This is a genomic window from Prochlorococcus marinus XMU1411, from assembly GCF_017696075.1.
Taxonomy (GTDB): Bacteria; Cyanobacteriota; Cyanobacteriia; order PCC-6307; family Cyanobiaceae; genus Prochlorococcus_A; species Prochlorococcus_A marinus_V.
In genome coordinates this window covers 448,336-471,106 of the sequence record NZ_JAAORI010000003.1, presented here as the reverse complement: position 1 = coordinate 471,106, position 22,771 = coordinate 448,336, and the positions used below count along the sequence as shown (strand labels likewise).

The following is a 22,771-nucleotide window of genomic DNA, read 5'->3' as shown; positions in this document are numbered from 1 at the left end:
TTTAAGTATCTAAAGAACCGTTAACAAATGAATTAAAACCATATGCAATTCTTAAGCCTGCATATGGAACTAATTTGACATCAGTTGTATCTCCAGGTTCAAATCTAATTGCTGTTCCTGCAGGAATGTCAAGACGCATACCAAGTGTTAATTCTCGATCAAAAATTAAAGCCTTATTAGCTTCAAAAAAATGATAATGTGATCCAATTTGTACAGGTCTATCTCCAGAATTAGAAACTTTTACTGTTTTAACTTCCTTACCAAGATTTAATTCGATTTCACCTTGTTCAGGAATTATTTCGCCAGGAATTAAATTACTCATAACTAGTTAATCGGATTGTGAATAGTAACTAACTTTGTCCCATCTGGGAAAACTGCTTCAATTTGGACTTCATCAACCATTTCAGGAATACCCTCCATAACTTGTGATTTTGAAAGCCAGGTAGTTCCCTCTGACATTAATTGACTTACACTTTTTCCATCTCGAGCTCCTTCAAGAACTTGAAAACTCAAAAAAGCAATTGTTTCAGGATAATTAAGCTTAAGACCTCGACTAAGTCTTCTTTCAGCCAAGAGCGCAGCAGAAAAAATCAATAATTTATCCTTTTCTTGAGGTGAAAGATGCATAATAAAAAATTAGTCTATAAATTATTAAAAAAGGTTCTTACTGAACATAATTAATAATTCATAGAATCTTGTAAAGGCCATACACCTTGATATTTTGGCTCACAAAATCCACTAACAGACCTAATTTGTTTCCAAATACAAAAAAAACATTTCCTAGCTTCTTGAGAAGAACTCCCAAGGAATCTTACAGAGATTCCATTTTCAAGGATTCCAATAGATAATTTATTATCAGTTTCTTTGAAAATCTTTTTTATATTTCCCACAAGATTATTTATTTTTGACTTAGAAAAATCTTTTTCGCAAATCCAAATTAAGGATCCAAAAACAGGCATGTAATCCATACCTGATTTAGCCACATAACTTGCCTTAGATAATTCGATTTGATCAACATATTCCCAATCATCATATAAATCATTATTTCTCATAATTTTTAATTTAGACCTAAAAACGCCACTCTCAATGGATTCTCCGGAGGAAGATCTTCCAAGTCTTATTAAATCAGTAAATAAAAAACTTGAAGTTTCTGAAATAGATACATTAAAATTTTGCTCATATAAGCCATTTGCAAAGATAATTGTTTCTTGAGGGAGATATTCCAAATGAGAATTATCAAAAATATTTATAAGATTTTTTTGCTTTGAAAAAGCTCCTTTTGGATTAACTTTAGATATCCCAACAGATCCATATACTTTCTGAGCTGAAGAAGTAGTCAACAGTACCTTAGAGTTTTTTTCAAGATTTGCCTCAAACTCAAGTAAATCGCCGCCAACCAATCCCCCTGCAGTATGAAGAACAGGTAAAATACATCTGCCCTCCTGATCATGAGTAGACTTCAATAATTTGTAAGGAGAAGTTGATTTAGATTTAAAGATTGTTTTATCAACATTTCCTAAACTTGCATTATTATTGAAAAAATTTAAGAAACAATTACCTTCCCAAGAAGTTTTAATCATAAATTGTTTTCTTTAATTACTAAATTAAAGTAACCAAAAATTTTGATTATGAGAATGAATAAACAAATAGTTGTAACTGATTGGATTAAGAAAAAACCTCGACTAGGTTCGTTTTTAAAACTTACCCTAAGTTCAGATGAAAGAAGAATTTTACGAGGTAAAAGATTAACTGATTGTGATCAAGAAATAATTTTACAATTACCTAGAGATGGCAAATTAAATGATGGAGATATTCTTTCAACAAATGTGTCCAATTTTTATGTAGAGATAATTGCAAAAAAAGAAAATTTAATTGAAATAAGTTCTAATTCTAAAATTGAACTTATTAAAACTGCTTATCACTTAGGAAATAGGCATGTAGAAGTAGAAATTGAAGAAGATATTCTTCTAACAAAAGGTGATTACATAATTGAAAATATGCTTAAAAATTTTAATATTGATATCGTAAATACTCAGAAAAAATTTTTTCCGGAAAGAGGTGCCCACAGCCATGAGTAAAAGTCACTTATTAAAATATCTATTAATAAGCCCTAACTTACCAGTTGGAGGATTTTGTTATTCCGAGGGATTAGAGAGTTACCTAAATAATAAAGATTTAAAAGACTCAAATTCGGTAAAAGAATTAATCATAAGTGAACTAAAAATTGGTCAGATCAGACTAGATGCAAAACTATTATTAGATTTTTTTGATATTTTCAATGAGTTAAACCAAGGCAAAAATTTAAAAAGTAATTTGCATAAGTTATTGAGTTTGGATAAATGGATCCTCTCATCAAAAGACTCAGTCGAGATAAGAGAACAACAAACTCAAATGTCAAAATCTCTCTTTGATTTAAACAAAGAATTTGGATATGAATATCCATATAAAAAACATAAAAAAAACTCCTGGCCTTTAGCGTGGAGCTGGGCTTGTTATTGTTTTGAAATTACTAAGTTAGAAATGGTTGAGAATTTTTTCTATTCCTGGAGTGCGAACCAACTTAGTGCAGCATTAAGGATTATTCCTGTTGGTTCAACAAAAGCACAATTAATTCAAAGAGATTTATTAGCAATTATTTCAAAAGTTTCTAAAGAAATTATGGACAAAGAAATTGATGACATCTATTTTGGCAATGTAGGTTTAGCTATGGCACAACAAAATCATAATGACCTTTATACAAAACTTTTTAGAAATTAATTTATGAGCAGCAAATTGAGAGTAGGAGTTGCTGGCCCTGTAGGTTCAGGGAAAACTGCATTATTAGAGACTCTATGCTTAAGCCTGAAAAATAATTACGAGATAGCTGTTGTTACCAATGATATCTACACAAAAGAAGATGCTAACTTTCTAATAAATAAAAAAGTTTTAGAGGAAGGAAGGATTATTGGTGTGGAAACAGGAGGTTGTCCCCATACAGCGATAAGAGAGGATTGTTCCCTAAATAAAAATGCAGTTTTAGATTTAGAAAATAAATATAATCCTTTAGATTTTGTTTTTGTAGAAAGTGGAGGTGACAATTTAGCATCTAGTTTTAGTCCAGAACTTGTAGATTTATCAATATATGTGATTGATGTATCTGCTGGAGACAAAATCCCTAGAAAAGGGGGACCAGGGATAACAAGGTCAGATTTATTACTAATAAACAAAATTGACTTAGCAGATATGGTTGGTGCAGATTTAAATATTATGAAAAGTGATACGGAATTTATGAGAAAAGGGAAACCTTGGTTTTTTACCAACCTTAGTAGCGGCAAAGGTGTTGAACAAATAACTCATTTTTTAGAATCACATCTACCCAACAATCAAAACTAGAAAAATAACTATTAGTTATATATTGGATTCAACAAAAAGTTACGACTGATACAAAACGAATTCTCACTCGTTAATAACTTTTACTTTATCCCCCTAATGAGGGTCAATTACCTAATTTATCCTAATTCATGAGAATTTCAAGGCGTATTCTGGCAGGTTTAGCTACTGCCTCACTTGCTGTTACAGCTACTTCATGTGGTGGAGGTGGAACCTCCGGAAGTTTCGATGACACAGTAACCGTTGGTATTTTACATTCTTTATCTGGAACAATGGCGATTTCTGAATCAACACTTGTTGATACTGAAAAAATGGCTATTGAAGAGATAAATGCTTCTGGTGGCGTAAAAGTTGGCGGCAAAAGCTACAAAATAGAATACATAGTTGAAGATGGTGCTTCTGACTGGCCAACCTTTGCTGAAAAATCCAAGAAACTTATAGATCAAGACGGAGTTCCTGTTGTATTTGGTGGTTGGACATCTGCAAGTAGAAAGGCAATGTTACCAGTCTACGAATCAAAAGATGCCTTCCTCTACTACCCAATTCAATATGAAGCCCAAGAATGTTCTAACAACATTTTCTACACAGGAGCTACACCAAACCAGCAGTCAGAACCTGCTACAGATTTCATGTATAAACGTTCTCCAGCAGCTGGTGGAGATTTCTTCCTTGTTGGTTCTGACTATGTATTCCCAAGAACTTCAAACACAATCACAAAAGCACAGGTCAAACAGTTAGGAGGTAAAGTTGTTGGAGAAGATTACCTTCCATTAGGAAATACTGAAGTTGCTCCAATTATCTCAAAAATCAAAAAGGCGCTTCCTGAAGGTGGAATAATCATTAATACACTTAATGGTGACCAAAACGTTGCATTCTTCAAACAGATTCAAGACGCAGGTATCACTCCTTCAAGTGGCTACTACGTAATGAATTATTCAATTGCTGAAGAAGAGATTAGTACAATTGGTCCTGAGTTCCTTGAAGGTCACTACGGCGCTTGGAACTACATGATGTCAATTGATACTCCTGCATCTAAGAAATTTGCTAAAAGTTTCAAGAAAAGATGGGGAGCAGATCGTGTTGTAGCTGATCCTCAAGAATCTGCTTATAACATGGTTTACTTATGGAAACAAGCAGTTGAGGATGCTGGAACTTTCGACGACAACGCAGTAAGGGAAGCACTAGTTGGACAAAAGTTTGATGCCCCACAAGGTCCAGTTGAAGTTATGCCTAACCATCACTTATCTCAAACAGTAAGAATTGGAGAGATTAATGCAGAAGGTGGCTTTACAATTCTTGAAGAGACAGGAGTTGTTCTTCCTCAAGCATGGAACCAAAAGCATCCAAGTTCAAAAGGATTTGCATGCGATTGGACAGATCCCTCAAAAGGAGAAAAGTATAAGCTTTAATTTAATTAAAACCTATGCTTCAAAATAAAAGGAGGTTAACACCTCCTTTTATTTTATATAAACAAATATTTTTTTTTCAAATTGGAGTTACTTCTCGACAGTCTTTTTAATGGTGTTGCGATCGGATCTGTACTACTTGTTGCTGCATTAGGTCTTGCGATTGTTTTTGGTCTTATGGGTGTTATTAATCTTGCCCATGGAGAACTTATGATGGTTGGGGCTTATACAACATACGTTACGCAATTAATTTTCAAATTACCTATATTAAAACCCTTCTACAATTCATACATAATAGTTTCAATTTTCCTTGCTTTTGTTGTTAGTGGAGTAGTAGGTATTTTACTGGAAAAAACTATAATAAGGAAGCTTTATGGAAGTCCACTAGAAACTCTTCTCGCAACTTGGGGCGTTAGCTTAATTCTTCAACAATTTGTCAGAAGTGTACCATTGGCTTATGGGACCGGTCTAGTTATAAGTCTTATAATTGGTTTATTTTTACCAGCAACTTTTCCTCCAAAAATAAAAGAATCAATAAATTTCAAATATTTTAAATTTAGTTCTTGGATATTAGCTGCTTTAACTGGGGTTCTCACTGGTAGCGTTATTTCATCCACTGTAAGCAAACTAAGTAGAGCGAGTGCTCGTAATGTTGATGTAACAGCCCCCTCATGGATGAGAGGTCAAGTAGAAATTTTAGGAACTGCATTTCCTAAAACAAGATTAATGATAATTGTAATTACACTTATCTCTGTAATAGCAATAACATTATTTCTAAACCAAAGTGCTTGGGGCATGCGTATTAGAGCAGTTACTCAGAACAGACAAATGAGTGACTGCCTTGGTATATCTACTGAAAAAGTGGATATAATTACCTTCGGAATAGGATCTGGCTTGGCAGGAGTTGCTGGAGTAGCAGTATCACTATTAGGTTCTGTAGGACCAAATGTTGGCGGAAATTATATAGTTGGTTGTTTTATGGTTGTAGTACTGGGAGGAGTAGGAAATTTATTAGGAACAGTACTTGCTTCCTTTGGAATTGGAATAATGACGGATTTAATTGGAGCTGGAAGGCTCTTATCAATATGGCCAGATATGCCTTTATCACTCTCAAACACAATCAACTTTTTTGCGACAACAAGTATGGCAAGAGTAATGATATTTGCATTAATAGTTATATTCTTGCAATTTAAACCCACAGGTTTATTTCCTCAAAAAGGCAGGATGGTGGAAAACTAATGTCTCTTAGTAAATTTAAATTTGATAAAAGAATAGTATTATCATTCTGGATAATTTTAATAGCTCTAATTATTGCAGCACCAACCCTACTCCCTGTATTTAGACTAAATCTTCTTGGTAGATACTTATCTTTGTCCATAGTTGCTCTTGGTGTAGATCTTATCTGGGGATATACAGGTTTACTAAGTCTTGGACAAGGTATATTTTTTGCATTAGGTGGATATTGTGCAGCAATGTATTTGCAAATAACAAGCTCATCTGAATTCCCAAATAATATTCCTGAATTTTTTGCTTTATATGGTGTTGAAAAATTGCCTTTTTTCTGGGAACCGTTTAAATCGCCAATTTTTACCTTCTTCGCTATCTGGATAATTCCAGCATTGGTTGCGGGATTAATTGGATTTCTTGTTTTCAGGAATCGAATCAAAGGGGTTTATTTTTCTATACTTACTCAAGCTTCTCTTCTTGTATTCTTTAACTTTTTTAATGGACAACAAAAACTTATAAATGGAACAAATGGATTAAAAACAGATGTAACACAATTATTTGGTCAGATGGTAGGTTCTGAGTACATGCAAAGAATATTCTTTTGGATAACTGCCATACTAGTAATAGCCGCATGGTTCTTTGCAAAGTGGGTAGTTAGAGGAAGATTTGGAAATATTCTTATAGGAATACGAGATGACGAACCAAGAGTTAGGTTTACAGGATATAACCCAGTTATATTCAAGACGATAGTATTTTCTATTGCTGGAGGTCTCGCTGGAATTTCGGGAGCTTTATATACTGTTCAGTCTGGAATAGTATCACCTCAATTTATGACAGTTCCTTTTTCTATAGAAATGGTTATATGGGTTGCTGTTGGAGGTAGGGGAACATTATTAGGAGCAATACTAGGAGCAGTTTTCATCAACTACGCAAAAAGTCTAGTAAGTGAAGCTTTACCTGCTAGCTGGATGTTTATCCAAGGAGGCTTATTTATTTTAGTTGTAACAGCTCTGCCAGAAGGAGTTTTAGGATGGATTCAAGGAGATGGTCCTAGGAATCTTCTTCAAAGATTTGGTTTGAAAAGGAAGATTGAAACCTATCCAAGCTTAGAAGTTAACAATAAGGAGGGGGATAATGAATAATAAAGATCTTCTAAATTTAATAGATATTACTGTAAGTTTCGAGGGTTTTTTAGCTCTCAACAAACTTAATTTAAATTTAAAGAAAGGAGAATTAAGAGCTGTAATAGGACCCAACGGAGCAGGTAAAACAACATTTCTTGATGTAATAACTGGAAAGGTTAAGCCAACAAAAGGTGAAGTAATTTTCAAAGGAAAATCTATAGTAGGTAGAAAGGAGCATAAGATTGCTCGACTTGGAGTAGGAAGAAAGTTCCAAAGTCCAAGAATCTTTGAAAATCTAACAGTTAAAGAAAATCTTGAAATATCAGTGTCAACTCCTAAAAGTCCCTTAAACCTCATAAATAAAAATATTAAGGATGAGCAGCTTAATGAGATTGAACGTCTTATGAAGATTATCAATTTAGCTCAAAAAGTTGATTCTAAAGCTGGTTCTTTATCACATGGCCAAAAACAATGGCTCGAGATAGCCATGTTAGTAGGACAGAAGCCAGATTTAATGTTAGTTGATGAACCTGTTGCTGGTTTAACTGATGAAGAAACTGATCTTACAGCTGATTTATTAAAATCATTATCAGGAGAAAATACTGTAGTGGTAATAGATCACGATATGGAATTCATAAGAAGACTTGATAGTAATGTTTCAGTATTAAATCAAGGCACAGTATTATGCGAGGGGACAATGGAAACTATACAAAAGGACCAAAAAGTTATTGATGTTTATCTAGGAAGGCCTGAGGATTAATTATGAAAAACTTACTGGAAATTAAATCATTGAATACATATTATGGGGAAAGTCATATTCTCAGAGATGTAGATTTAAACGTTCAATCAGGAGAAATGGTTTGCTTGATTGGAAGAAATGGAGTTGGCAAAACAACTTTATTGAAATCACTTATTGGTTTGTTAAGACAAAAAAAAGGGGATATTTATTTGATTGGCGAAAATATCAATAGAAAAGCACCTCATCAGAGGGCGAGGAAAGGAATGGCTTACGTTCCTCAAGGGAGAGAAATCATTCCATACCTATCAGTTGAAGAGAATCTTATGTTAGGAATGGAGTCGTTGCCAGGTGGATTATCTAAGAACAAGAAAATAGATCCATTTATTTATGATCTCTTCCCAATCCTAAAAGATTTTCTACAAAGGAAAGGTGGAGATCTCAGTGGTGGACAACAACAGCAACTAGCTATTGCAAGAGCATTGCTGGGGAAACCTAAACTACTATTACTTGACGAACCAACGGAAGGTATACAGCCAAATATAGTTTTAGACATAGAAAATGCAATCAATAAGATAATTAAAGATACAGGAATTGGTGTTTTATTAGTAGAACAACACTTGCATTTTGTAAGACAAGCCAATAGATATTATGCGATGCAACGAGGAGGTATTGTTGCTAGCGGAAATACTCGTGAGTTGAGTCAAGCAGTTATAGATAAGTTCTTAAGTGTTTAAATAAATTTTTCTAGATTATTAAAAACTTTTATTCATTTTTCGCATCTTATTAGGTCAATACTGTTTGGATGTTCATTTATATACTTATTAAATTCCATTGCTAGTGTTCTAGCCTCGTAAGCGTCAGAAGCATAAAAACAATTTTCTAATCTTATATTTTGAAAATCACGGTAATGCACTGTATATGGCTTTAAAATATTATTTTTGTTCATTTTAATTTGCTAAAAAGCAATTAAGTTATATCTCAACAATGCATATGTTCATAAATTTAAAGCACTACTTTTGTTGTAATCAAAATATATTCACTTAATTAATGTATTTAAAAATACTTAATGAAGAAAAAATTAATCTATTTTTTTTTATTTTTAGAGTCTTGCTTTTTACCTTCTATTAAAAAAACAAATTTAGATAAAATAAAACCAAAAACTGGAACCCAAAACTTTTCATAAAAATATTTCATAAAAATTAAGCAGCCAATGATTGGTCATCTTTAGTTTCATTTTTATTTATAAGCTTCAAATCTATAGAATTAAATAAATGTTGCATAAGAAGAAAATCAAGTTCACCTTTTAACAAATTAACATCAGAAGAAATTAGATCATCAACAAAATCATCAAAAGTATCTGAAAGAGGATTCACAATTAAATTTTATTTTTGTCATTATCGTCTCATTAAAAATAAAAGTCAACCAAACTTGAATATTAATTTTTGATATTTTAAAAATTAATGAATAAAGACTAAAAATTTAAATAATAAATATAAATAAGCAAAATAATAGATTTAATATCAAGCTTAGGGTCTTTGAATTAAATTTCATTTATCTTGCTTTTCTTATTTTTATATCTCTCCTGATTAGCATTATCAAAACGACCAAACACATATTTGCTAAACAGAAGTTTAAATAATTCATCATCAAACCAATTAATTTATTTATAGCAAGACTATTGATGTGCCAATTCGAAAAGAATCACTTATAAAATTTTTAGTGTCAATAGATTTTTGATGACAATCAAAGTTGATATTATAAATCTGATTTAAAATTATTTTTTAATTAGCTCGAAGTAACCATTTTTATTTAATAAGTATTTATCAAACCAAAGGCTTAATAGATTGTCTAATCCTATTCCATTCATTTTATTTATCTGAGAAGTCTTATAGTCTGAAAGTGCAAGTAATAGATACGGGAAAATCATATCAGAAACCCCTTTTGGCAGTTTTTCTAAAGGTACTCCATGCGCTCTATCCCATAAAATTTGCATATCCTGAGAGAACAAAGAACTCCAATAACTAAAATTACAATGTAACTTATCTGGAGGGAGTAGATTTACAGATAAAACAGGGAGAGATGAATTCATAGGAATAAGTATTTTATTGAAAATTTAATTTAGATTTTTGAAATGGTAATAAATAATTTCTAATACGAAAATCCCCTATAAATGCAAATCAAATTTAGCGCACAGTACAGCACTAAGCAACACTTCTTAATTATCATATTTTTCTGTCATTTCCTGAAATTTAAGGAATGATAAAAACTTTTTATAAGTTTTCAAGTCAAAAGACTCGTTATTAACTTCATTTAAATGGATAGAATTACTTGGATTAAGATGATTTACTGATTTAGTATTGATTGAGGATTCTGATTTATCTATAAAGTCAGCAGAATTATCATATAAGTTTATTGATTGAGATTCTAGCAGTTGAAATGATTGTGTTGCTTTACCATTATTTTTATTAAATATGCCCCTTATAGAAAGTGCTTCTTCTACTAAAATACTTATTATTTTTGAATTACTTAAATTGTTCTCGATGCTCAACTTATCAATTATTCTCATAACATCTTCTCTAGGGATAAAACCAACTCTTTTTTTCTTGGTAGGCATTTATAAATTAATTAAAGTACAGCACTTGACTGTATAAAGTGTTGCACTATATTCATTATAAGTCAATTAAATACTAATGATTTTACCAACAACTTTACTTTTAGGAGCCCTTGGATATCTTTTCTACACCTCAAAAAAAGAACTTTCACTAGATCACCTTGACCCTAAAGAAAAGGAAAATGATGATTTGTATAAAGATTTAGAAGATCTATTTATTTAAAATTATTCTTTTTATAATAAAAAACCTTTGTTTCTTGACTAAATATATACAAAACCTTAAACATAATTAGAATAAAACTAAAGATATAAAATAAATGACTGTTCATCAAGATTACGAAATAAAAATCAATCTAAATGAATTGATTGAGAAGAGAATTCCATGTTGTGATTTACTTCATCCAGATCATTGTCTAACTGAAAAACAAGTCTCTGAAATTGCGCATGATATTCGTATGGACTTAAATTTGCATGATCTTTACAAGCAAGTGGATCAACACATTATGAATTATGTAAATGCAGCTGGTATTGATAACAAAGACCATTGGGTTGAACCACATCTTCCAGATTTGGAGAGAGATTTAAAAGAAGAGGTTGGTATAGAATTTGATTGATTTTTTTTCCAACAAAAGAAATTAATATATATATTTTTTTTCTAAATCATCTATTAATTTATAAATACTTTTAGCTGATCTTTTTCTTTTTTTTAAAATTCTAAAAACTATAAATCCAATCAATACTGTAAAAATAGGTGTGAAAATAATAATTTCATGACTCATAACCATCAAACAGAAGCATATTACTAAAATTATTAAAAAGTCTGCACCAATAAAATAGGTACTTTATACAAATATCTTTCACTATAAAAAATTAAGATTTCTAATAGAAAAGTGAAAGAATTAAAATTTTTTGTAAATTATGTAGATATAAATATTAATTCAATAAAGATAATGATTAATTATTTTGCTTTAACATTAACTGAGATGGGGATCGGCAAGATAGAGTTGGCAGTTATTGGCGCGGTAATTTTAATATTTCCAGTTTTATTTGTTTATGCATCTAAAAACCTTGATGCTAAGGGGGTTTTCGAATGGATGATGGAGAAACCCAATGATTGGATAGGTAAAAAATAAGACTTTAACAATTTACATCTTTCTAGTTGAATTTTAAATTTTCTAAATTACTAATGGCAAAATCATAAACTTGGCAATTATTTTCTAAATCATTAACTATTGAATTTTTTAATAGAGAATAATCTATAAACTTATTGAGTTTATTATTTTTAAATTCCTTATTAGTCTCTCCAATAGCAAATGCCAAAGCTCCATCATAAGAAATCCCGAATTTGGTAGTGTTGCAATAAGTTCTAGTAAACTTATTAGAAATCTTTTTAGTATACTTTTCAAGAGTTTTAGAGGAAGTATCTAATGAGTAAACGGGACCATTAAATAGAAGAAGCAAAGTTAAAATGAATATCGTAAAAACTCTTTTGATCATAATATTTCATAAATTGCAGGATTAATATAGTTTAGAATTTAACTTTGCGGACTAAGTTTTATTAAAAATATAGAAATTAAAAAATTGTTGAAAATAACAGTTATTTCATATTTTTGAAGATAAAAACTCTATAAATGAGTACTTTAAAGTTTGAATTTATTTAGTAGTTTTTTTAAAAACGCCTAAATGCTTTTGGCATAATAAAAATCCCTATCAATAATTAATAGATAAAAAATAATATTTGGGTATTCAATAAATAATTATCCAAAATAGGTAAATTAATTATTAAATATATGAATTGAGCTATGGAAATGTATTTGAACATGAATTATTGTTTAATTGAGTATTAAATACAAATTAAATATGGCATTACCAGAACTTATATACGCTCCTATAGATGGGGGAACAATACATAGATATGAGATTAGTGGTGGCAAGAGAAAATTCTTAAGATTTATAGGTTGTTATTTAGGCCAGTGTAATTTCCACAAAAATATTGATGATGCTATTGATTACATAAAAAATTTGAAAGAATCACAAAAGATACAAAAAACATGAAATAAAGATACATAAATAAGACAGGGAATCAATATTTTTCAATAACCACATAATTATTGCTACAAATAATAGAGAATTTTCTTTTTATAAGAAATTGATTATTTACTTGGGTTATAGTTCCGAAAGATAAACAGTCAATTAAAAAAAGAAATTAATTTATGGAAAACAGACAAATTAATTTTTTTAAATCAAAAGACTTTAATACCGTTCTTAAGCCATTAAAAAAAGGAACGGTAGTTAAAATTGACTCGTTAGATATTCGAGAAAATCAAAATGAATTAAAAATAGGTTTATTCGGTTGGTATGCAATTTGTCCTTCAAAAGAACTAAAAAAAAATAAACTTCATTATTTTTCACTCTATGATGAGCCTCTAGTTATTTATAGAGATGAGAATGAAAATGTAAGATGCATTAAGAATATTTGTCCACATAGGGGGGCCTCCTTTTTTGGAGGTACACTATCAGATGGTGTGATAACTTGTCCATATCATGGAGCTAAATTCTCATCTGGTGGAAGTTGTCAAAATCTCGATAGGATAACATGTAGTCACATAGTTGATAATAACTACGATAACTACGCCAAAAGAATTCACTTATCTCAATACAAAGCTTTAGAAAAGAATGGATATATTTTTGTACATTTTTCTAAAAAGCCAGATACTAATTTAAACAATATAAGTGAAGATTCACCTATAAGTAACTACGACTTATCCGCTAATGGTTTTTTACATGATGATTATGCATTTGAAGAGGTATTAGTTGACTTTAAATGTGATTGGTCAAGGATAATTGAAAATCATTTAGATATCCTTCATCTTTTTTGGGTTCATGGCGATACAATCCCCGATAAAGATGTTAATAAGAATGTACTAGTTAGTTTTAACCAGAAAATTAATGTTACACCTAAATACATTGAAAGTATTTATTACTATAAAAATGATCCAATAAAAGAATTTATCCGGATAAAGTACATTCCACCTGGAAGAATATTAATTTATAAAGGGGATCCTTCTCTAGCCAGATATTTACAAGTTTTAGATCATATTCCACTAGGAAATAACAAAGCGAGAGTAATAGTAAGACACTATAGGAAATTCTTAAGAAATAAACTACTTAATAATCTCTTGTTATTTAAAGAGACTCAAAGAAAGATTTTTTATAAAATATTTGATGAGGATTATATGATTTTAAAAACTCAAACATATAATCACAGTATGGGATTTATAAGTAAAGACGAAATAAAATTGTTAGGAGAAGACAGAATAATAAATTACTTTTGGAAATGGTACAAGAAATCTGAAGATAAGGATGAACCATGGAAAAATATTAATAAAGCTCAAAATCTCAATGTATACGACAAAGTTATATTGAAATATCCTCCAGAGATAAAAAAATTAGAAATTAAAAATAATATAGATATTATTAGAAAAACATTTTTAAGATTTGCTGCTCCACTTATATTTTTTATGTTAATAATATAATTAATGAAGAAAGTAGATAGACCTTCATGGTTGAATTGGCTTTATCTTTTTATATTTATTTTAAGCTCAATTCAATTGATTATATTTTGGATCAACAAGTTTAGTGGTTAATAAGTTTTGGCTCGAAGCGAAAAATATAAATTGTTTTAAGGATGGTTTTAGAGTAATAAAAGATTTAAATTTAAAGATAGCCTACTCAGAGAATGTAATATTAATTGGACCAAATGGTTCAGGTAAATCATCTTTAATAGAAGTAATTAATAGAAACATATACCCAGTAATAACTAATGAATCGACACTAAAGATATTTGACAAAGAACTAATAAATTTATGGGAACTAAGAAAAAGAATAAGTACCGTAAATAATGATATAAAAAATAGAATAAATCCAAATTTACAAGTTTTTGATTTAATTTTAAGTGGACTATATGGAAGATATTGTTATATATCCAATAAATCTGAAAGAGATCTTTATGAGGTAGAAAATATCATGAGAAATATGAAAATATCTAAATTATCAAGAAAAAATTTTTCATATTTATCAGATGGAGAAAAACAAATTTCTCTTATTGCAAGAGCGTTAATCAACAAACCAAATATATTAATCTTGGATGAACCAATTGCAAATTTAGACTATAAATCACAGTTTTTTGTAATTGATAAGATTAATGAATTATCAAAATTAAATACCAAAATATTATGTGTAACCCATAATATTTCAATGATTACTTCAATTTACGATAGAGTAATAATGTTAAAAAATGGTGAGATAATCGCTGATGGACCTCAAAATAAGGTTATAAATAATAAAAATCTAAATAGGTTGTATGAAATTGATATAGAAGTAATTAAAAAAAATGGATTTTGGAATATAAACAGATTAACTAAAGGACAATTATAAAAATAGCTATACCAATAGCTAAGAAAATTAAGTATTTCCTTTTGAACAATGAAGAGGATTTATTTTTAAATGAAGAAGAACCACATTTAGAACAAACTATTTTACCTCCTAAAGATCTATCTGAAACGAAAGAAGAACTTCCACAATTAAAACAAACTCTATTTAGGCTCATCTAAAATTAAAAAATTGTTGAGAATTCTATTTAAATTATATTCTTAAAAACTATGTAAAGAAAAGCTTCAAAACAAACATTGATAATGAGAATCTATTGCAATAAGTTTTTCTGTATTGCATAATTGATAATAATTCTCATTATCAAGTTTAACTTAATGAATTTCCATAATTATGGAGAATCTCCATCTAAAACAGTAAGGATAATAACTGGACAAACCGTTTTAATAGACCCTTCATCGAGGCCAAAAGGTACATGCTTAGAAGTTGAAAGAGGAATAGCTAGAGTTTATTGTCCTTGTGAAGAAACTGAAGGCATGACACTTGCTTTCTTACAATCAGGTGATCAATTAAGAACTGATCTTTTGTGTAGCGAAGGTGTTTGCGTTGAAGCACTTACTGATTTATCTTTTCATAGCAATGTAAGTATTGATAATAATGTTGGTTACGATGCTGTAAATGAGTGGACTTTACAACTCCTTAGAATTAGGCACTTAGGGAATGCAGAACAAAGATTACAAGCTTTATTTTCAATACTAGTAAATCGTTTAGGAAGAAGATGTGGTCAATGGTGTGAGCTGCCTTTTAGGTTAACTCATGAGCGGATAGGTGAATTAATTGGCTCAACACGAGTAACATCAACAAGATTAATTTCAAAATTAAGATCATCTGATTTATTAATAGCCCCAATTGGTACCCAAACAGTTAGTGTTGCTCCCTCTTTTATTGAAACATCACCACTATAAAAAATCATGAAGGAATCTCAATCACTAACTAACAACTTGTTAATTGAAGTTGATGTTTTAACAAATAGACTCAGAAACATAAAGCAATCTTTCAAAACTACTCATAATAAAGCATTAAAAGAAAGGTTATTTTTTGAAAATAAAACTATTTTTAAAAGAGTAAATGAGATTTGTAAAATAGCTGAGCTCTTAAATAAAAAAAATAATGAAAAAATAAACTTTTCTAAGTTACTTCTTGAAACCAGCAAAAGGACATTGAATGAAAATAAATTTGAAAATAATTTATTTTTTCTTTAAATCACTATCTATCAATAAGATTGCAGAAGGTTGGTTAGAAGCAAACTTTACCTTCCCCAGTATGTTCGCAAATTCATCTTCTGATTGCGTTTGAGCCTCTATAATAGGATCTAAAAATACATTAGTTCTTGTATCTGAAATTCTTTCTGATATGGAATAGAGTTGTTGTAGAGATGAAGTTAAATCAGCCTCCATGTTAAAAGAATAAGAAATCAGCTCCTCTATAGAATCCCATGTTTGAACGGGTACGGGAATTTCATCTAATTTTACACTTTGTCCTCTTGCTATTAAGTAATCTGCAAATTTCTGAGCATGTTCCATTTCACCTTGTGATTCACTTAAAAAATGTGAGGCAAAACCATTTAAATCCCTCTCTTGAAACCAGAGGTATATTGAAAAATATTGAACATTGGCATATCTTTCCATTGTTAGATGTTCAAAAATATTATCCAATAAACTAACGTCCATTGGTTGAGCCACAGCTCTTCCAGATGGACCAAAATTAACTAATTTCTTTGTCTTTGAATTATTTTCGTTCATTATTAAATAAATAACTAGTTAAATAATACAACATTTTGTATAAATAAGTAATAAATAAAACCTTTAAATTAAATTAAATAATATGATAATGAAAATCAATCGCAATACTATAAATGAGTTTAGACTACAGTTTTTCTGAACTACTATTAACTAATAAAATATATTTAAGTAAAAAAAAGAAATGTAAAAAGAAAAAATGCTCTAATTGGAAGGGGGGGAAGTGTAATTGCCTATAAATAAATTTTATATATATACCTTATGTGCACCAGGATATAAAAAATAATAACTATTTTTATTTATAGAAAGAGAACATTTATCACCGTTATTTAGGAGATTATTAATATTAGTTCTTACCCTCAAAATGTTATCATTAATAGATACTTTATAGATAAAAAATTCACCAAAAAATTCTTTAGATATTACATTCGCATTCCCAGATTCTGATTTTTTAATTGAAATAAATTTAGGTGAAATTGACATTCTTTTGATATGAGTATTGTTTAATAACCCTGAACTATTTATTTCCCCTAAGCAAGACATAAATGATTTTTCAGTTTTTTTTAGATTTATAATGTTATTTCCTAAAATAAAGCTACTAACAAATGTAGTCTTTGGATTATTTAGAAGGTTAATTGGTGTATCTATTTGATGAATTTCACCTTCATTCATTACGGCAACTTTATCGCAAATTGACATGGCTTCTTCAGGATCATGAGTAACCATCAATCCGCTTGCGTTGCAACCTCTTAAAATATTCGGCAGTTCACTTCTCAATTTAAGTTTGACATGCATATCAAGACTACAAAAGGGTTCATCTAATAAAATAAAATTAGTTCCAGGAGCAAGAGCCCTCGCTATTGCGAGTCTTTGTTTTTGTCCTCCAGACAATTCATGTGGGTATCTTCCAATCAAACTATCAAGACCAACAACATTTAACAAATAGTCAACTCTAGATCTATCTTTTTTGTTTTTCAAACCAAACATCGCATTTTCTAAAACGGTCAAGTGAGGGAAAAGTGCGTAATCTTGAAAAACCATACCAATATTTCTTTTTTCAGGGCTGAGAATTTTTTTTCTACTTGAAATTTCTTTATTATTTAGAGAAATCCTTCCTTTTGAGGGATATTCGAACCCTGCGATTAATCTCAAAAGTGTAGTTTTTCCACAACCAGAAGGACCAAGCAAACCTAATAATTCCCCATTTTCAATTTTCAGGTTAATTTTATTTAATATCCAATTTGAATATTCTCGCTTATCATATTTATGATGCAGATCATCAATTAGCAACGCATCATTTTTCACAAAATTCTTCTACTTCAAATATATTAAATTAGCAGAAAATATTAACCTAAAATATCTATTGTATAATTTTATACACCAATCAATTTTTTTTAAATTTTAATGAGAAAGGCTGAAAGAGCAGAAATAATTAGCAAAGAACTTAAAAAGCTATATCCATCGCCCCCAATTCCTCTTAATCATACAAATGCATATACACTACTAGTCGCAGTAGTATTAAGTGCTCAATCAACAGATAAGAAAGTTAATGAATTAACAAAAAGCTTATTTAAGGTAGCTGATAATCCTGAAAAGATGTTAAAGCTTGGAATTAATGGCATTTATGAATACATAAAATTTTTAGGCCTTTCGAATCAAAAATCAAAGAACATTTATAACCTTTCTAAACTTTTGATTGAGAAGCACAAAAGTATAGTCCCAAATACCTTTGAAAAGCTTGAATCGCTTCCAGGGGTAGGTCATAAAACAGCATCAGTTGTAATGTCACAGGTGTTTAAAATCCCCTCATTCCCAGTTGATACTCACATTCATAGATTGTCTCAAAGATGGGGTCTATCAAATGGAGATAGCGTAGTTCAAACAGAAAAAGACCTAAAAAAACTATTCCCTATTAATGAATGGAATACTTTACATTTACAAATAATTTTTTATGGAAGAGAATACTGTACCGCTAGAGGCTGTGATGGAACAAAATGTTATTTATGTCGTACACTTTATCCCAAAAGAAAAAAGAAATTTATATGTAAAAAGCCTTAAAAAATTAATATAATTATTAAATAAGTTTGTTAATTATGAAAATAGCAATTACTGGTGCTTCTGGTAAGACGGGTTATAGAATTTCTGAAGAGGCAGTTAAGAAAGGATTTAAAGTAAGGCAAATTATTAGAAAGAAGTCAAAAGTTTCAGAAGGACTAAAGAATCTAGAAACAATTAGAATTTCATTAGAAAATAAACAAGAGCTTGATAAAGCATTAAAAGATATTGATGCATTGGTAATTGCCACTGGTGCGAGAGCATCATTAGATTTAACCGGCCCTGCAAAGGTTGATGCATTAGGCGTATACAGGCAATTGGAGAGTTGTAAAAGAGTTGGTATTAAGAGAGTTGTTTTAATAAGTTCTCTGTGTACTGGTAAATTATTTCACCCATTAAACTTATTTGGTTTAATTCTTATATGGAAGAAAATAGGTGAAAACTTTCTTAGAAACTCAAATTTCGAATGGACTATTATTAGACCTGGAGGACTAAAGGAAAATGAAGAAATTAAATCAGAAAATATAAATTATTCAAAAGAGGATACTCAAATTAATGGCTCAATCCCAAGAAGATTAGTGGCACAATGTTGTATAGAGTCTTTAAAAAACAAAGAATCTATAAATAAATTAATAGAAGTAACAAGTTCGAATGATAATAAAAAGATATCTTTTAAAAAAGCTATGCAAATGATTTAAAAGATGTAAACATATAAAATAAAACTATGAAAATAAATCCCAAAATTGACGCATTACAATTAATGCTTACTGATTTAAGAACTAGAAATGAGCCAATAAGACATAAAGCTGCATTTAAAGGCTGTCAACCAGAATTTCAAAGTCTTGTATCCAGGTTAATAAAGCAGTTAGAAGACGAATTAGTGACAGAAAAGCTTACAAATCGTAATAGTTAAAAATTTAGATTACTTAAATGAAATTAAGTTATCCAATTTTGCTTGTTCTGAAAGTTCATCATATCCTCCAAAAAATTTATTATCCAAAAATATTTGAGGGAAAGTATTATGGCTACTTTGAGTCATTATTTTTTGAAAGCTCTCATCATTGTCTATTAAAGTAACTTCATGAGGGATAGATAAAGAATTAAGCAACCTAATTGCTCTTTTAGACCAAGGACAATCCTTTAAAATATATGCTTTTACACGTGATTCATTTGCGATTAAATCATGATTTGAGATATTAATAATTTTCTGTTCAAAAGAAAGTAATAATATATCAGTACCTTTTTTTACAATACATCCCTCCTCAAGATGCCCGCCGAAGACATTGCATCCCTCATCCGCAAAACTCAAATGTAAATGAACATCTCCCTTATTAAAATGTCCGTTTAAAGAAACTATCTCTAGATTTCCTTCAAATTCATTTATCTCTTGATTTCCTGGGCATTGAATACAAACTTTTCTAAGATTACCAACCACTCCAGAAACATACCCGTATAAACTATTCGATAAAGAATATTCTTTAATTGAATTTATCAAATCAGATTCTGGAGATAGCTTTAGGCTATGAGGCTGCATTAGATATAAGTAATAATTTTGTAATATAAAACATCATCATTCATAAAGAGAAGTTGAGTTTATAATCTTTAGGATTCAGATTTAAATTTAATTTTAGAATCTATCATCAAAAACCATTTATAATTTCTACTAAAAATTTAAGTTTGTTGAGAGTGTAATATATTTTTTATATACAAAAACTAATTTGTTATTAAGAAAAAATCTTAAAAATTTGGCATTGAATATTCCCAATTTATTATCGATATCTCGCCTTTTCCTTGTATTTCCATTAATAATTTTTTTAGAAATTAACAGACCTTTTTATGTCTTTATATTGATTATTATTGGAGGTTTAACTGATTATTTTGACGGGTTAATTGCAAGGAAATTCAATCTTAAAACCAGATTAGGAGCTATCCTTGACCCCCTAAGCGATAAAGTATTCTATTTAATTCCTTTGACCTTCCTTTGTAAGAATAATTTTATACCCTTCTGGTCTTTGTCATTAATTTTATTTAGAGAATTAATTATCTCTAGTCTAAGGAACTCTACAAAAGACGGTTTACCAGCATCAATTTTAGGAAAATATAAAACATTTTTCTTTTTTATTTCAGTAATAACCTTCTTTACACCATTAAAAATTAGCTTATTGAATAATTTGGCTTTAATTTTTTATTGGTTAGGATTCATACTGACTTTTGTGACTTTATTAGGCTATTTAAGAATTAAAAAGAATATTATCTAAATTTTCATCAAACTCCTCACTCTTTTTATTATTAAAATCATTCACAAAACTATCTTTTAGACCATTAAATAAATCAAAAGTTGGCGCCCACTCTAAATCACGTTTTATCTTAGAGATATCAGTCTGATAATGATTTAATCTAATTGGAAATCCCTTTCGAGACTTAGGATCTAATTTTTGATAATCAAATGTTCTTAAAGAAATCTCATTTTGGTTTAATCCAAGAACCTTCGCACATAAATAAATTAAACCCTTGATTGTTATTCCTTTTTCACCTGAACAGTTGTAAATATTATTTTTGGAATTTTCAAAATTTATGCACCTAATCATTACATCAGTTAAATCAGAAACATGGCCTAGCTGAGTAATTAAAGAACCGTCACCAGGGATTGGTATAGATTTTTTAGTAAATAACCTTTCAAAAAACCAATTTTCAATTTTATTATAATTTCCTGGTCCATAAATATAAGTAGGTCTAAAACTTGTAAAAGGAATTTTTTGGTTTTTTAACCAATTTTCTGCCTCAAACTTTCCTTTGTGCCTACTTTCTGGATCAATTGGATCAACTTCGGATAATGGTATTTCAAAATTATCTTTATAAACACCTGCAGAGCTGACATATATATATCTGTGAAAAGAGTTATCTAAATTTTCTATAAGAAGTTTGGTTTGTTCTAACTCTCGTCCAGAAACATCAAAAACAACATCATACTTTTCATTTCTTAGCTTGACGATATCTTCTGAATTATTTCTATCACCCTTAATTAAATTTGTTTTTTCAGGATTAGCTTTATTACCTCTCGTAAAAATATCAATATCATAATTTTTACTTAATAACTTTCCAACCAAAGACTTGCCAACAAATCTAGTGCCACCCATTACAAGAATTTTCATATTCAAAAAATATTTAACTGAAGTAGTAATCTTAAATAGAATTACATATTGAATAGTACTACTAATAAGTAATTAATGAAAAGGATGATTCTATGGACCTAATTCCAGCAATTGATTTAATGAACGGTAAGTGTGTGAGGCTTTTTAAAGGCGACTTTAATAAAAGAAAAGACTTCACCAAAGAGCCTAATGAGCAAGCTAAATTTTGGGAAAGCGAAGGGGCAAAATATATACATATAGTTGATTTGGATGCTGCAAAATCTGGATCCCCAACAAACGATGAATCAATAAAAAAGATTGCAAAAACAGTTAACATACCAATTCAAATAGGTGGGGGGATAAGGTCTCAAGAAAGGATAGAGCAATTATTTTCTTATGGTATTGAGAAAGTTATCATGGGAACCTCTGCAATAGAAAATAAAGAGCTAGTTAAAGACTTATCAAATAAATTTCCTGGAAGGATAATTGTTGGGATAGATGCAAAAGATGGAAAAGTTAGTACAAGGGGTTGGCTTGAGCAATCTAATATTTTTGCCAAAGATCTAGTAAAGGATTTTTCTTCATTTAAAATTGCAAGTTTTATTGTTACAGATATAAATACAGATGGGACGTTAGAAGGGACAAATGAAGAATTCATAAAAAGCATACTTGAAATTACAGATATTCCAGTAATAGCCTCAGGAGGTGTTGGTTCAATTTCTGATTTATTATCGTTAGTAAAATTTGAAAACTCTGGACTCTTTGGAGTAATTGTAGGTAAAGCTCTTTATGAAAATAAATTCACGATCAAGGAAGCGAATAATGTATTGTCATCAGAGAGATTAAATGACTTTGATTTAAACAGAAATTACTACGCCTAAAAGAGTATAAAAATCGATTTAAGGCTGGTATTTGCAGTAA

The 22,771-nt window shown here is 29.7% G+C and carries 34 protein-coding genes; 22 read left to right on the top strand and 12 right to left on the bottom strand.

Going from position 1 to position 22,771, the window contains the following annotated elements; all coding sequences use genetic code 11:
• Position 1: 1 nt before the first annotated feature.
• Genes HA145_RS04395 through HA145_RS04385 form a run of 3 tightly spaced genes read right to left on the bottom strand, consistent with a single transcriptional unit; the run spans position 2 to position 1,580 of the window.
• A complete protein-coding gene (locus tag HA145_RS04395) occupies positions 2–322 on the bottom strand; it encodes an urease subunit beta (protein WP_209128023.1) in 321 nt (106 codons plus the stop codon).
• A gap of 2 nt (positions 323–324) precedes the next feature.
• Entirely contained in the window at positions 325–627 is a 303-nt protein-coding gene (locus HA145_RS04390; protein ID WP_011818334.1) for an urease subunit gamma, read from the bottom strand.
• A gap of 50 nt (positions 628–677) precedes the next feature.
• Positions 678–1,580, bottom strand: a complete 903-nt coding sequence (locus tag HA145_RS04385) for an urease accessory protein UreD (protein ID WP_209128022.1) — start codon at positions 1,578–1,580, stop codon at positions 678–680.
• Between the two features lie 48 nt (positions 1,581–1,628).
• Between HA145_RS04385 and ureE the strand changes: the two genes are divergently transcribed.
• From ureE to urtE, 8 genes are all read left to right on the top strand, one after another.
• Positions 1,629–2,078 carry an urease accessory protein UreE gene (ureE, locus tag HA145_RS04380; RefSeq protein ID WP_209128021.1) on the top strand — a complete coding sequence of 150 codons (450 nt, stop codon included), beginning with the start codon at positions 1,629–1,631 and terminating at the stop codon, positions 2,076–2,078.
• The gene (locus HA145_RS04375) at positions 2,071–2,757 is read left to right on the top strand and encodes an urease accessory protein UreF (protein ID WP_209128020.1); all 687 of its coding nucleotides are present in this window, start codon (positions 2,071–2,073) and stop codon (positions 2,755–2,757) included. Before ureE ends, HA145_RS04375 begins: the two co-directional genes overlap by 8 nt.
• A 3-nt stretch (positions 2,758–2,760) precedes the next feature.
• Positions 2,761–3,372, top strand: a complete 612-nt coding sequence (gene ureG, locus HA145_RS04370; protein ID WP_209128019.1) for an urease accessory protein UreG — start codon at positions 2,761–2,763, stop codon at positions 3,370–3,372.
• Between the two features lie 128 nt (positions 3,373–3,500).
• Positions 3,501–4,778 carry an urea ABC transporter substrate-binding protein gene (urtA, locus tag HA145_RS04365; RefSeq protein ID WP_032521505.1) on the top strand — a complete coding sequence of 426 codons (1,278 nt, stop codon included), beginning with the start codon at positions 3,501–3,503 and terminating at the stop codon, positions 4,776–4,778.
• Between the two features lie 81 nt (positions 4,779–4,859).
• Positions 4,860–6,014 carry an urea ABC transporter permease subunit UrtB gene (urtB, locus tag HA145_RS04360; RefSeq protein ID WP_209128018.1) on the top strand — a complete coding sequence of 385 codons (1,155 nt, stop codon included), beginning with the start codon at positions 4,860–4,862 and terminating at the stop codon, positions 6,012–6,014.
• Positions 6,014–7,144, top strand: a complete 1,131-nt coding sequence (gene urtC, locus HA145_RS04355; protein ID WP_209128017.1) for an urea ABC transporter permease subunit UrtC — start codon at positions 6,014–6,016, stop codon at positions 7,142–7,144. Before urtB ends, urtC begins: the two co-directional genes overlap by 1 nt.
• Positions 7,137–7,886, top strand: coding sequence for an urea ABC transporter ATP-binding protein UrtD (gene urtD, locus HA145_RS04350; protein ID WP_209128016.1), 750 nt, complete (start codon positions 7,137–7,139; stop codon positions 7,884–7,886). Before urtC ends, urtD begins: the two co-directional genes overlap by 8 nt.
• Positions 7,887–7,888: 2 nt before the next feature.
• On the top strand, positions 7,889–8,599 hold the full coding sequence (gene urtE / locus HA145_RS04345) for an urea ABC transporter ATP-binding subunit UrtE (protein WP_209128015.1): 711 nt from the start codon (positions 7,889–7,891) through the stop codon (positions 8,597–8,599).
• Positions 8,600–8,631: 32 nt separating this feature from the next.
• On the opposite strand, the gene HA145_RS04340 is transcribed toward urtE, so the two are convergent.
• From HA145_RS04340 to HA145_RS04325, 4 genes are all read right to left on the bottom strand, one after another.
• Positions 8,632–8,811: a hypothetical protein gene (locus HA145_RS04340; protein ID WP_209128014.1), complete on the bottom strand. Its 180-nt coding sequence runs from the start codon at positions 8,809–8,811 to the stop codon at positions 8,632–8,634.
• 253 nt (positions 8,812–9,064) lie between these two features.
• Positions 9,065–9,238 carry a hypothetical protein gene (locus tag HA145_RS04335; protein WP_209128013.1) on the bottom strand — a complete coding sequence of 58 codons (174 nt, stop codon included), beginning with the start codon at positions 9,236–9,238 and terminating at the stop codon, positions 9,065–9,067.
• A gap of 401 nt (positions 9,239–9,639) precedes the next feature.
• Complete coding sequence (locus tag HA145_RS04330) at positions 9,640–9,954, bottom strand: hypothetical protein (RefSeq protein ID WP_079338770.1); 315 nt, start codon at positions 9,952–9,954, stop codon at positions 9,640–9,642.
• 126 nt (positions 9,955–10,080) lie between these two features.
• The gene (locus HA145_RS04325) at positions 10,081–10,479 is read right to left on the bottom strand and encodes a hypothetical protein (protein WP_209128012.1); all 399 of its coding nucleotides are present in this window, start codon (positions 10,477–10,479) and stop codon (positions 10,081–10,083) included.
• A 76-nt stretch (positions 10,480–10,555) separates the two neighbouring features.
• On the opposite strand from HA145_RS04325, the gene HA145_RS04320 reads away from it, so the two are divergent.
• The 3 genes from HA145_RS04320 (at position 10,556) to HA145_RS04310 (ending at position 11,609) form a co-directional block, all read left to right on the top strand.
• On the top strand, positions 10,556–10,699 hold the full coding sequence (locus tag HA145_RS04320) for a hypothetical protein (protein WP_209128011.1): 144 nt from the start codon (positions 10,556–10,558) through the stop codon (positions 10,697–10,699).
• Positions 10,700–10,793: 94 nt separating this feature from the next.
• Positions 10,794–11,090 carry a hypothetical protein gene (locus HA145_RS04315; protein WP_012007619.1) on the top strand — a complete coding sequence of 99 codons (297 nt, stop codon included), beginning with the start codon at positions 10,794–10,796 and terminating at the stop codon, positions 11,088–11,090.
• A 276-nt stretch (positions 11,091–11,366) separates the two neighbouring features.
• Positions 11,367–11,609: a hypothetical protein gene (locus tag HA145_RS04310; protein WP_245151781.1), complete on the top strand. Its 243-nt coding sequence runs from the start codon at positions 11,367–11,369 to the stop codon at positions 11,607–11,609.
• A gap of 22 nt (positions 11,610–11,631) precedes the next feature.
• Here the strand turns inward: HA145_RS04310 and HA145_RS04305 are convergent, their stop codons facing one another.
• Positions 11,632–11,973 carry an RNA-binding protein gene (locus tag HA145_RS04305; protein WP_209128010.1) on the bottom strand — a complete coding sequence of 114 codons (342 nt, stop codon included), beginning with the start codon at positions 11,971–11,973 and terminating at the stop codon, positions 11,632–11,634.
• A 363-nt stretch (positions 11,974–12,336) separates the two neighbouring features.
• Here HA145_RS04305 and HA145_RS04300 point away from each other — a divergent pair, with 363 nt between their 5' ends.
• From HA145_RS04300 to HA145_RS04280, 6 genes are all read left to right on the top strand, one after another.
• Positions 12,337–12,531, top strand: coding sequence for a hypothetical protein (locus HA145_RS04300; protein WP_025931807.1), 195 nt, complete (start codon positions 12,337–12,339; stop codon positions 12,529–12,531).
• Between the two features lie 158 nt (positions 12,532–12,689).
• Positions 12,690–14,012 (top strand): Rieske 2Fe-2S domain-containing protein, encoded by a 1,323-nt coding sequence (locus HA145_RS04295; protein ID WP_209128009.1) that lies wholly within the window; start codon positions 12,690–12,692, stop codon positions 14,010–14,012.
• A gap of 103 nt (positions 14,013–14,115) precedes the next feature.
• Complete coding sequence (locus tag HA145_RS04290) at positions 14,116–14,913, top strand: ABC transporter ATP-binding protein (protein ID WP_209128008.1); 798 nt, start codon at positions 14,116–14,118, stop codon at positions 14,911–14,913.
• 41 nt (positions 14,914–14,954) lie between these two features.
• Positions 14,955–15,089 (top strand): hypothetical protein, encoded by a 135-nt coding sequence (locus tag HA145_RS09610; protein WP_257469979.1) that lies wholly within the window; start codon positions 14,955–14,957, stop codon positions 15,087–15,089.
• A 153-nt stretch (positions 15,090–15,242) separates the two neighbouring features.
• Positions 15,243–15,830 (top strand): Crp/Fnr family transcriptional regulator, encoded by a 588-nt coding sequence (locus HA145_RS04285; protein WP_209128007.1) that lies wholly within the window; start codon positions 15,243–15,245, stop codon positions 15,828–15,830.
• 6 nt (positions 15,831–15,836) lie between these two features.
• Positions 15,837–16,127 (top strand): hypothetical protein, encoded by a 291-nt coding sequence (locus tag HA145_RS04280; RefSeq protein WP_209128006.1) that lies wholly within the window; start codon positions 15,837–15,839, stop codon positions 16,125–16,127.
• On the opposite strand, the gene HA145_RS04275 is transcribed toward HA145_RS04280, so the two are convergent.
• Complete coding sequence (locus HA145_RS04275; RefSeq protein ID WP_209128005.1) at positions 16,113–16,667, bottom strand: ferritin; 555 nt, start codon at positions 16,665–16,667, stop codon at positions 16,113–16,115. The two genes, HA145_RS04280 and HA145_RS04275, sit on opposite strands and share 15 nt — an antisense overlap.
• Positions 16,668–16,910: 243 nt before the next feature.
• Positions 16,911–17,969: an ABC transporter ATP-binding protein gene (locus tag HA145_RS04270; RefSeq protein WP_209128004.1), complete on the bottom strand. Its 1,059-nt coding sequence runs from the start codon at positions 17,967–17,969 to the stop codon at positions 16,911–16,913.
• 99 nt (positions 17,970–18,068) lie between these two features.
• Here HA145_RS04270 and nth point away from each other — a divergent pair, with 99 nt between their 5' ends.
• Genes nth through HA145_RS04255 form a run of 3 tightly spaced genes read left to right on the top strand, consistent with a single transcriptional unit; the run spans position 18,069 to position 19,632 of the window.
• Positions 18,069–18,722, top strand: coding sequence for an endonuclease III (gene nth / locus HA145_RS04265; RefSeq protein WP_209128003.1), 654 nt, complete (start codon positions 18,069–18,071; stop codon positions 18,720–18,722).
• A 35-nt stretch (positions 18,723–18,757) separates the two neighbouring features.
• A complete protein-coding gene (locus HA145_RS04260; RefSeq protein ID WP_209128002.1) occupies positions 18,758–19,417 on the top strand; it encodes an SDR family oxidoreductase in 660 nt (219 codons plus the stop codon).
• A 26-nt stretch (positions 19,418–19,443) separates the two neighbouring features.
• Complete coding sequence (locus HA145_RS04255; RefSeq protein WP_209128001.1) at positions 19,444–19,632, top strand: hypothetical protein; 189 nt, start codon at positions 19,444–19,446, stop codon at positions 19,630–19,632.
• A 9-nt stretch (positions 19,633–19,641) separates the two neighbouring features.
• On the opposite strand, the gene HA145_RS04250 is transcribed toward HA145_RS04255, so the two are convergent.
• A complete protein-coding gene (locus HA145_RS04250; protein ID WP_209128000.1) occupies positions 19,642–20,253 on the bottom strand; it encodes a PCC domain-containing protein in 612 nt (203 codons plus the stop codon).
• 184 nt (positions 20,254–20,437) lie between these two features.
• On the opposite strand from HA145_RS04250, the gene pgsA reads away from it, so the two are divergent.
• Complete coding sequence (gene pgsA, locus HA145_RS04245; RefSeq protein ID WP_209127999.1) at positions 20,438–20,977, top strand: CDP-diacylglycerol--glycerol-3-phosphate 3-phosphatidyltransferase; 540 nt, start codon at positions 20,438–20,440, stop codon at positions 20,975–20,977.
• Here the strand turns inward: pgsA and HA145_RS04240 are convergent.
• On the bottom strand, positions 20,951–21,871 hold the full coding sequence (locus HA145_RS04240) for an NAD-dependent epimerase/dehydratase family protein (protein WP_209127998.1): 921 nt from the start codon (positions 21,869–21,871) through the stop codon (positions 20,951–20,953). The two genes, pgsA and HA145_RS04240, sit on opposite strands and share 27 nt — an antisense overlap.
• A gap of 92 nt (positions 21,872–21,963) precedes the next feature.
• Between HA145_RS04240 and hisA the strand changes: the two genes are divergently transcribed.
• Positions 21,964–22,731, top strand: coding sequence for a 1-(5-phosphoribosyl)-5-[(5-phosphoribosylamino)methylideneamino]imidazole-4-carboxamide isomerase (hisA, locus tag HA145_RS04235; protein ID WP_209127997.1), 768 nt, complete (start codon positions 21,964–21,966; stop codon positions 22,729–22,731).
• Positions 22,732–22,771: the final 40 nt, after the last annotated feature.

What these genes read in the sequence shown, in the direction of transcription:
- HA145_RS04330 (WP_079338770.1), bottom strand. Translation starts at nt 9,954, where the DNA reads ATGAATTCATCTCTCCCTGTTTTATCTGTAAATCTACTCCCTCCAGAT.
- ureE (WP_209128021.1), top strand. Translation starts at nt 1,629, where the DNA reads ATGAGAATGAATAAACAAATAGTTGTAACTGATTGGATTAAGAAAAAA.
- urtD (WP_209128016.1), top strand. Translation starts at nt 7,137, where the DNA reads ATGAATAATAAAGATCTTCTAAATTTAATAGATATTACTGTAAGTTTC.
- HA145_RS04320 (WP_209128011.1), top strand. Translation starts at nt 10,556, where the DNA reads ATGATTTTACCAACAACTTTACTTTTAGGAGCCCTTGGATATCTTTTC.
- HA145_RS04255 (WP_209128001.1), top strand. Translation starts at nt 19,444, where the DNA reads ATGAAAATAAATCCCAAAATTGACGCATTACAATTAATGCTTACTGAT.
- HA145_RS04385 (WP_209128022.1), bottom strand. Translation starts at nt 1,580, where the DNA reads ATGATTAAAACTTCTTGGGAAGGTAATTGTTTCTTAAATTTTTTCAAT.
- HA145_RS04280 (WP_209128006.1), top strand. Translation starts at nt 15,837, where the DNA reads ATGAAGGAATCTCAATCACTAACTAACAACTTGTTAATTGAAGTTGAT.
- urtC (WP_209128017.1), top strand. Translation starts at nt 6,014, where the DNA reads ATGTCTCTTAGTAAATTTAAATTTGATAAAAGAATAGTATTATCATTC.
- hisA (WP_209127997.1), top strand. Translation starts at nt 21,964, where the DNA reads ATGGACCTAATTCCAGCAATTGATTTAATGAACGGTAAGTGTGTGAGG.
- urtE (WP_209128015.1), top strand. Translation starts at nt 7,889, where the DNA reads ATGAAAAACTTACTGGAAATTAAATCATTGAATACATATTATGGGGAA.
- HA145_RS04250 (WP_209128000.1), bottom strand. Translation starts at nt 20,253, where the DNA reads ATGCAGCCTCATAGCCTAAAGCTATCTCCAGAATCTGATTTGATAAAT.
- HA145_RS04295 (WP_209128009.1), top strand. Translation starts at nt 12,690, where the DNA reads ATGGAAAACAGACAAATTAATTTTTTTAAATCAAAAGACTTTAATACC.
- HA145_RS04325 (WP_209128012.1), bottom strand. Translation starts at nt 10,479, where the DNA reads ATGCCTACCAAGAAAAAAAGAGTTGGTTTTATCCCTAGAGAAGATGTT.
- HA145_RS04300 (WP_025931807.1), top strand. Translation starts at nt 12,337, where the DNA reads ATGGCATTACCAGAACTTATATACGCTCCTATAGATGGGGGAACAATA.
- ureG (WP_209128019.1), top strand. Translation starts at nt 2,761, where the DNA reads ATGAGCAGCAAATTGAGAGTAGGAGTTGCTGGCCCTGTAGGTTCAGGG.
- HA145_RS04285 (WP_209128007.1), top strand. Translation starts at nt 15,243, where the DNA reads ATGAATTTCCATAATTATGGAGAATCTCCATCTAAAACAGTAAGGATA.
- HA145_RS04260 (WP_209128002.1), top strand. Translation starts at nt 18,758, where the DNA reads ATGAAAATAGCAATTACTGGTGCTTCTGGTAAGACGGGTTATAGAATT.
- nth (WP_209128003.1), top strand. Translation starts at nt 18,069, where the DNA reads ATGAGAAAGGCTGAAAGAGCAGAAATAATTAGCAAAGAACTTAAAAAG.
- HA145_RS04275 (WP_209128005.1), bottom strand. Translation starts at nt 16,667, where the DNA reads ATGAACGAAAATAATTCAAAGACAAAGAAATTAGTTAATTTTGGTCCA.
- HA145_RS04375 (WP_209128020.1), top strand. Translation starts at nt 2,071, where the DNA reads ATGAGTAAAAGTCACTTATTAAAATATCTATTAATAAGCCCTAACTTA.
- HA145_RS04395 (WP_209128023.1), bottom strand. Translation starts at nt 322, where the DNA reads ATGAGTAATTTAATTCCTGGCGAAATAATTCCTGAACAAGGTGAAATC.
- HA145_RS04340 (WP_209128014.1), bottom strand. Translation starts at nt 8,811, where the DNA reads ATGAACAAAAATAATATTTTAAAGCCATATACAGTGCATTACCGTGAT.
- HA145_RS04390 (WP_011818334.1), bottom strand. Translation starts at nt 627, where the DNA reads ATGCATCTTTCACCTCAAGAAAAGGATAAATTATTGATTTTTTCTGCT.
- urtA (WP_032521505.1), top strand. Translation starts at nt 3,501, where the DNA reads ATGAGAATTTCAAGGCGTATTCTGGCAGGTTTAGCTACTGCCTCACTT.
- HA145_RS04240 (WP_209127998.1), bottom strand. Translation starts at nt 21,871, where the DNA reads ATGAAAATTCTTGTAATGGGTGGCACTAGATTTGTTGGCAAGTCTTTG.
- HA145_RS04305 (WP_209128010.1), bottom strand. Translation starts at nt 11,973, where the DNA reads ATGATCAAAAGAGTTTTTACGATATTCATTTTAACTTTGCTTCTTCTA.
- HA145_RS04315 (WP_012007619.1), top strand. Translation starts at nt 10,794, where the DNA reads ATGACTGTTCATCAAGATTACGAAATAAAAATCAATCTAAATGAATTG.